This is a genomic window from Rhodoplanes roseus (assembly GCF_003258865.1).
Taxonomy (GTDB): domain Bacteria; phylum Pseudomonadota; class Alphaproteobacteria; order Rhizobiales; family Xanthobacteraceae; genus Rhodoplanes; species Rhodoplanes roseus.
Genome location: NZ_NPEX01000377.1, coordinates 1 through 4,558 on the forward strand (window position 1 = coordinate 1; position 4,558 = coordinate 4,558).

Annotated in this window: 6 protein-coding genes and 1 pseudogene; 6 read left to right on the forward strand and 1 reads right to left on the reverse strand. The window is 73.3% G+C overall.

All coding sequences use genetic code 11. The features are described from left to right. Positions 1-319, reverse strand: a pseudogene (locus CH341_RS28450) (hypothetical protein); the annotation flags it as partial. A gap of 309 nt (positions 320-628) precedes the next feature. Here CH341_RS28450 and CH341_RS28455 point away from each other — a divergent pair. The 6 genes from CH341_RS28455 (at position 629) to hutC (ending at position 4,546) form a co-directional block, all read left to right on the forward strand. Continuing rightward, entirely contained in the window at positions 629-1,243 is a 615-nt protein-coding gene (locus tag CH341_RS28455) for a hypothetical protein (protein WP_111422492.1), read from the forward strand. Then, positions 1,230-1,622 carry a transcriptional regulator gene (locus tag CH341_RS28460; RefSeq protein ID WP_111422494.1) on the forward strand — a complete coding sequence of 131 codons (393 nt, stop codon included), beginning with the start codon at positions 1,230-1,232 and terminating at the stop codon, positions 1,620-1,622. Before CH341_RS28455 ends, CH341_RS28460 begins: the two co-directional genes overlap by 14 nt. A gap of 69 nt (positions 1,623-1,691) precedes the next feature. Then, positions 1,692-2,486, forward strand: a complete 795-nt coding sequence (locus tag CH341_RS28465) for a di-trans,poly-cis-decaprenylcistransferase (protein ID WP_111422496.1) — start codon at positions 1,692-1,694, stop codon at positions 2,484-2,486. An 87-nt stretch (positions 2,487-2,573) separates the two neighbouring features. After that, entirely contained in the window at positions 2,574-2,762 is a 189-nt protein-coding gene (locus CH341_RS28470; RefSeq protein WP_111422498.1) for a hypothetical protein, read from the forward strand. A 52-nt stretch (positions 2,763-2,814) separates the two neighbouring features. After that, positions 2,815-3,621: a universal stress protein gene (locus CH341_RS28475; protein ID WP_146604657.1), complete on the forward strand. Its 807-nt coding sequence runs from the start codon at positions 2,815-2,817 to the stop codon at positions 3,619-3,621. A gap of 163 nt (positions 3,622-3,784) precedes the next feature. Continuing rightward, positions 3,785-4,546, forward strand: a complete 762-nt coding sequence (hutC, locus tag CH341_RS28480; protein WP_111422503.1) for a histidine utilization transcriptional repressor HutC — start codon at positions 3,785-3,787, stop codon at positions 4,544-4,546. The last annotated feature ends 12 nt before the right edge of the window (positions 4,547-4,558 follow it).

The following is a 4,558-nucleotide window of genomic DNA, read 5'->3' on the forward strand; positions in this document are numbered from 1 at the left end:
GCGTGCGGCGCCAGCGCTGGCGCAGGGCGAAGCGACAGCGCTCGCCGTCCTCGGCCGTGAACTGGGCGGCGCGGTCGAGCCCGCGCAAGGCGTCGACGATCTCCTCCACCGGGACCGGGTGGACCGGGCCGGCGCCGTTCGGCGCCTCGGCGGCGTCGGAGGCCCAGGCGATCAGGATCGCCCGCTTCTCCGCGAGGCTGAGATCGGGGTCGTCCACCACGGCGTCCGGATGCACGAAGGCATGGGCCGGGTGGAGCATCGCGTCGATCGCGACATCGGAGCTGGCGCGGCGCAGCGGCGCCGAAGGAATGGTTCTCATCGCGCGTTCTCCCAGGCCCGTCGTCCAGAGGCCGTCGTCCGATTGGCCGTCGTCCGAATGGGCGTCGTCCGGGTGGCGCACGCCGCGCGTCCTCGCGGACACGGGCTTGCAATACACTGACTTGCGAAAGCCGGGCTCTGCACTCTAGCCCGAATGACCAGCCGATTTAGAATTGATCTCGGCAGAGTCAACCCCGATCCTACACCATGCCGAACTTATGGGCGGTAAAAGCTAGTTGCACTGGGTTTGCGCCGGAGTATACTTTGCAATGTAAAGTCGGAGGGAGGGGCGGATGACCGAGCGGGGGACATGACCGATCTGGAGAAGGCCCTGGCCGACATCCATGCGATCAAGGCCCAGATCGCGCGCGGCACTGAGTTTCGCGGCTGGGGGCCGGCCACCGTGGCGCTCACCGGCCTGATGGCCGGCGCGGCGGCAGCCGGCCAGGCGGCCCTGATGCCGGAGCCCGTCGACCCCAGCCGCTGGCTGGCGATCTGGATCGTCACCGCGGTGCTCGGCATCGCGCTGGTCGTCGCCGAGGCGATGACGCGGTCGCGCCGGCTGCACTCCCGCCTCGCCGACGAGATGATCCACGCCGCCGCCGTGCAGTTCACCCCGGCCGCGGTGGCCGGCGCGCTGCTGCCGGTGGTGATCATGCGGTTCGCGCCGGATGCCGCCTGGATGCTGCCCGGCCTGTGGCAGATCGTGTTCGGGCTCGGCATCTTCGCCGCCAGCCGTGCCCTGCCGCAGGCGATGGCCATCACGGGCGCCTGGTATCTGGCCTGCGGCCTCGTCGTGCTCGCGGTGGCGGCCGCCGACCGCGGCCTGTCGCCCTGGGCCATGGGGCTGCCCTTCGGCATCGGCCAGCTCATGTTCGCCGCCATCCTGTATCGCGCGCTCGGAGGACATCATGGCGACGTCTGAGCCGACCCCAAGTCCCGGCCGCTTCGCCTATGAGGGGCTCGACCGGGTGATGCACGAGAAGGCCCGGCTTGGCGTGCTGACCTCGCTGATCGCGCATCCGCGCGGGCTCGCCTTCGCGGACCTCAAGCGGCTGTGCGGCCTCACCGACGGCAATCTCTCGCGCCACCTGCAGGTGCTGGCCGAGGCCGGGCTGGTCGAGATCCTGAAAGGCTACGAGCACAATCGCCCGCAGACCGTCTGCCGCATCACGGCCGACGGGCGCCGGCGCTTCCTCGATTATCTGGCCGTGCTGGAGCAGGTGGTGCGCGACGCCACCGCAGCGGCGCGCGTCGCGCCCGCCGCGCGTACGGGCCTCGCCGATGATCCGGCCCCGGCCTGACCCGCGTCCCGTCCGTCCCGTCCCGAACCGCACCGCCTCCTGCGACAAACCTCCGAGCCAAGGTCCTCCATGTCCGCGAACGTTGCGAACGAGAGCGAAGCCCCTCGCCATCCGCCCCGTCACGTCGCCATCGTGATGGACGGCAACGGCCGCTGGGCGACGGCACGTGGCCTGCCGCGCCCGGCCGGCCATCACGCCGGGGTCGAGACGGTGCGCCGGATCGTCGAGGCGGCGCCGGCGCTCGGCATCGAGACGCTGACGCTCTACGCCTTCTCGTCCGACAACTGGCGCCGGCCGACCACCGAGGTCGCCGCGCTGATGGCGCTGCTGCGCCGCTTCGTGCGGGCCGAGACGGCACGGCTCGCCGAGGCCGGGGCGCGCCTCACCATGCTGGGCCGGCGGGACCGCCTGCCGGGTGGCCTCGCCGAGGCGATCGCGGCGGCCGAGCAGGCGACCGCGGCGGGCACCAGGCTGCATCTGCGGGTGGCGCTGGACTACTCGGCCCGCGACACCATCCTGGACGCGGCGCGCCGCGCTGCCGCGCTGCCGTCGCTGACCCGTGAGATCTTCGCCCGCCTGCTGAGCGGCGATCACGGCGCCGACCCGGTGCCCGATGTCGACCTGCTGATCCGCACCGGCGGCGAGCAGCGCCTGTCCGACTTCCTCCTGTGGGAATGCGCCTATGCGGAGCTTCTCTTCGTGCCCCGGCTGTGGCCGGACTTTTCCGCCGCCGACCTGGCCGACGCCGTCGCCTGGTATGCCCAGCGCGAGCGCCGCTTCGGCGGCTTCGGCGCCGCCCCGGCCGCCGCGGCCGCCCCGGCCCTGACCGCGGCGTCGCCCGCCGTCGTCCCGAGCGCGGCGTAATCCGTCGCTCGACGAGGTTGCGGGCGGACGGCGCTCGCGCGATCCTTCCGGAATCGGCGGCCGGAGCGGCCGCGGGAGGGGCGGGCGATGCAGTACACGCCGATCCTGGTCGAGATGATCGCGGCGGGCGCCATCCTGGTCGCGACGCTGGTCTGGCATCTCGGGCCGGGCCGCCGCCGCGATGCCGCGCGGCTCGCCGCCCTGCGGCGCGAACCCGAGCCTGCGCCGACCCCGACCAGAACGACGTCCCGCCCCACGCGCCCGCACCGAATCTGACCACCCAGAACACAACGCGGCGATGCACACGCCATCGCCCATGGAGGAAGACATGCCCCTCAAGAACCTTCTCGTCCATCTCGACACCGGGCCGCGCGCCGCCGAGCGGCTGGCGCTGGCGGTGCGCCTCGCCGAGCGCCACCAGGCGCGGCTGACCGGCGTGTTCGGGCAGCTCGCCGACGCGCACCGGGTCGGCGTCGTGGCGGCGTGGCCGCCCGCAGGCTACGCCGAGGCGGCGGTGGCGAGCCGGGATGCCTTCTCGGCCACCGCCGGCAGCCTGCGGGACGCCGAGTGGATCGACCTCAATCGCGGCGGCGAGGACGAGATCCTGCATCGCCTCGGCCAGCTCGCGTCCTATTTCGATCTCGCCGTGGTCGGCCAGCACGAGGAGACGTCGCGCCGGCTGGTGCCGCCCGATCTCGCCGCCCATGTCTGCAGCACCAGTGGGCGTCCCGTGCTGGTGATCCCCTATGCCGGTCACTTCCCCGATGTCGGGCTGCGCCCGATGTTCGCCTGGAGCGAGACGCCCGGCGCGGCGCGGGCGCTGGCCGACGGCCTGGCGCTGACCAGCCCGGACGCCGAGGCGCTGGTGCTCTACGCCTACGAGCGCAACCAGCGCAGCGAGTACGCCGAGCGCGCGGTGGCGCAGCTCGCCAGCCACGGCATCGCCGCGCAGTTCGAACCCTTTGCGCTGCAGGACGAGACCATGATGGACGTGCTGCTCAACTTCGCGTCCGATCACGGCGCCGACCTGATGACGCTCGGCCTGTCCGGGCATGCGGGCCTGGCGCTGTTCGACCGCGGCCGGCCGAAGCCGACCCTGCGGGAGCTGACCGTCCCGGTGCTGTGCGCCTGCTAGGGTCGGCGAAGGGGAGATGATGCCGCGCCCGCGACCCGCTCGTCCCCGCGCAGGCGGGGACCGGGGCGGGGCCGGCAGGACGCCTGGAGGTCCGCCTGCGCGGGTCTCGGCGGAGCATGGAGCGGACCCGGTGATAGGAGCCTCGGCACCAGTGGACGGGTCGATGTCGCGCGATGACAGGATGAAGCCCGAGCCGGTGCCCGACCGGTCGCTACATCGGCGCATCCGCGCCGATCTCGAGGAGCGCATCCTGTCGGGTGCGTGGAGCCCCGGGCATCGCATCCCCTTCGAGCACGAGCTGATGACGCAGTACGGCTGCGCCCGCATGACCGTGAACCGGGTGCTGTCCGGCCTGGTCGAGGCCGGCCTGATCGAGCGGCGGCGGCGCGCCGGCAGCTTCGTGCGCCGGCCGGTCGGGCAGTCCGCGGTGCTGCGCATCCCCGACGTGAAAGGCGAGGTTCTGGGCCGCGGCGAGACCTACCGCTACGAGCTTCTGTCCGCCACCCGGCGCAAGGCGACGCGCGCCGACCACGCCCGCATCGCCGTCGCGGTCGGCGCGCCCGTGCTGGCGCTGGCCTGCCGGCACTTCGCCGACGAGCGTCCGCACGCCTACGAGGACCGGCTGATCGCCCTCGACAGTGTCCCCGAGGCGGCCTCCGCCGATTTTGCGGCCGAGCTGCCCGGGACCTGGCTGCTCGCCCATGTGCCGTGGCACGAGGCCGAGCACGAGATCACGGCGGCGCCGGCCGATGCGAAGACCGCGGCGCGGCTGGACGTTCCGGCCGGCACCGCCTGCCTGGTGATCGAGCGCCGCACCTGGCGCAGCGGCGCGCCGATCACGGCGGTGCGCCTGTGGTACCCCGGCGACCGCCAGAAGCTCGTCGCCCGCTTCACCCCGTCGACCGCGGCCGGGCCGGGCCGGTGAGACCGGCCCGAC

What these genes read in the sequence shown, in the direction of transcription:
- CH341_RS28455 (WP_111422492.1), top strand. Translation starts at nt 629, where the DNA reads ATGACCGATCTGGAGAAGGCCCTGGCCGACATCCATGCGATCAAGGCC.
- CH341_RS28470 (WP_111422498.1), top strand. Translation starts at nt 2,574, where the DNA reads ATGCAGTACACGCCGATCCTGGTCGAGATGATCGCGGCGGGCGCCATC.
- CH341_RS28465 (WP_111422496.1), top strand. Translation starts at nt 1,692, where the DNA reads ATGTCCGCGAACGTTGCGAACGAGAGCGAAGCCCCTCGCCATCCGCCC.
- CH341_RS28475 (WP_146604657.1), top strand. Translation starts at nt 2,815, where the DNA reads ATGCCCCTCAAGAACCTTCTCGTCCATCTCGACACCGGGCCGCGCGCC.
- CH341_RS28460 (WP_111422494.1), top strand. Translation starts at nt 1,230, where the DNA reads ATGGCGACGTCTGAGCCGACCCCAAGTCCCGGCCGCTTCGCCTATGAG.
- hutC (WP_111422503.1), top strand. Translation starts at nt 3,785, where the DNA reads ATGTCGCGCGATGACAGGATGAAGCCCGAGCCGGTGCCCGACCGGTCG.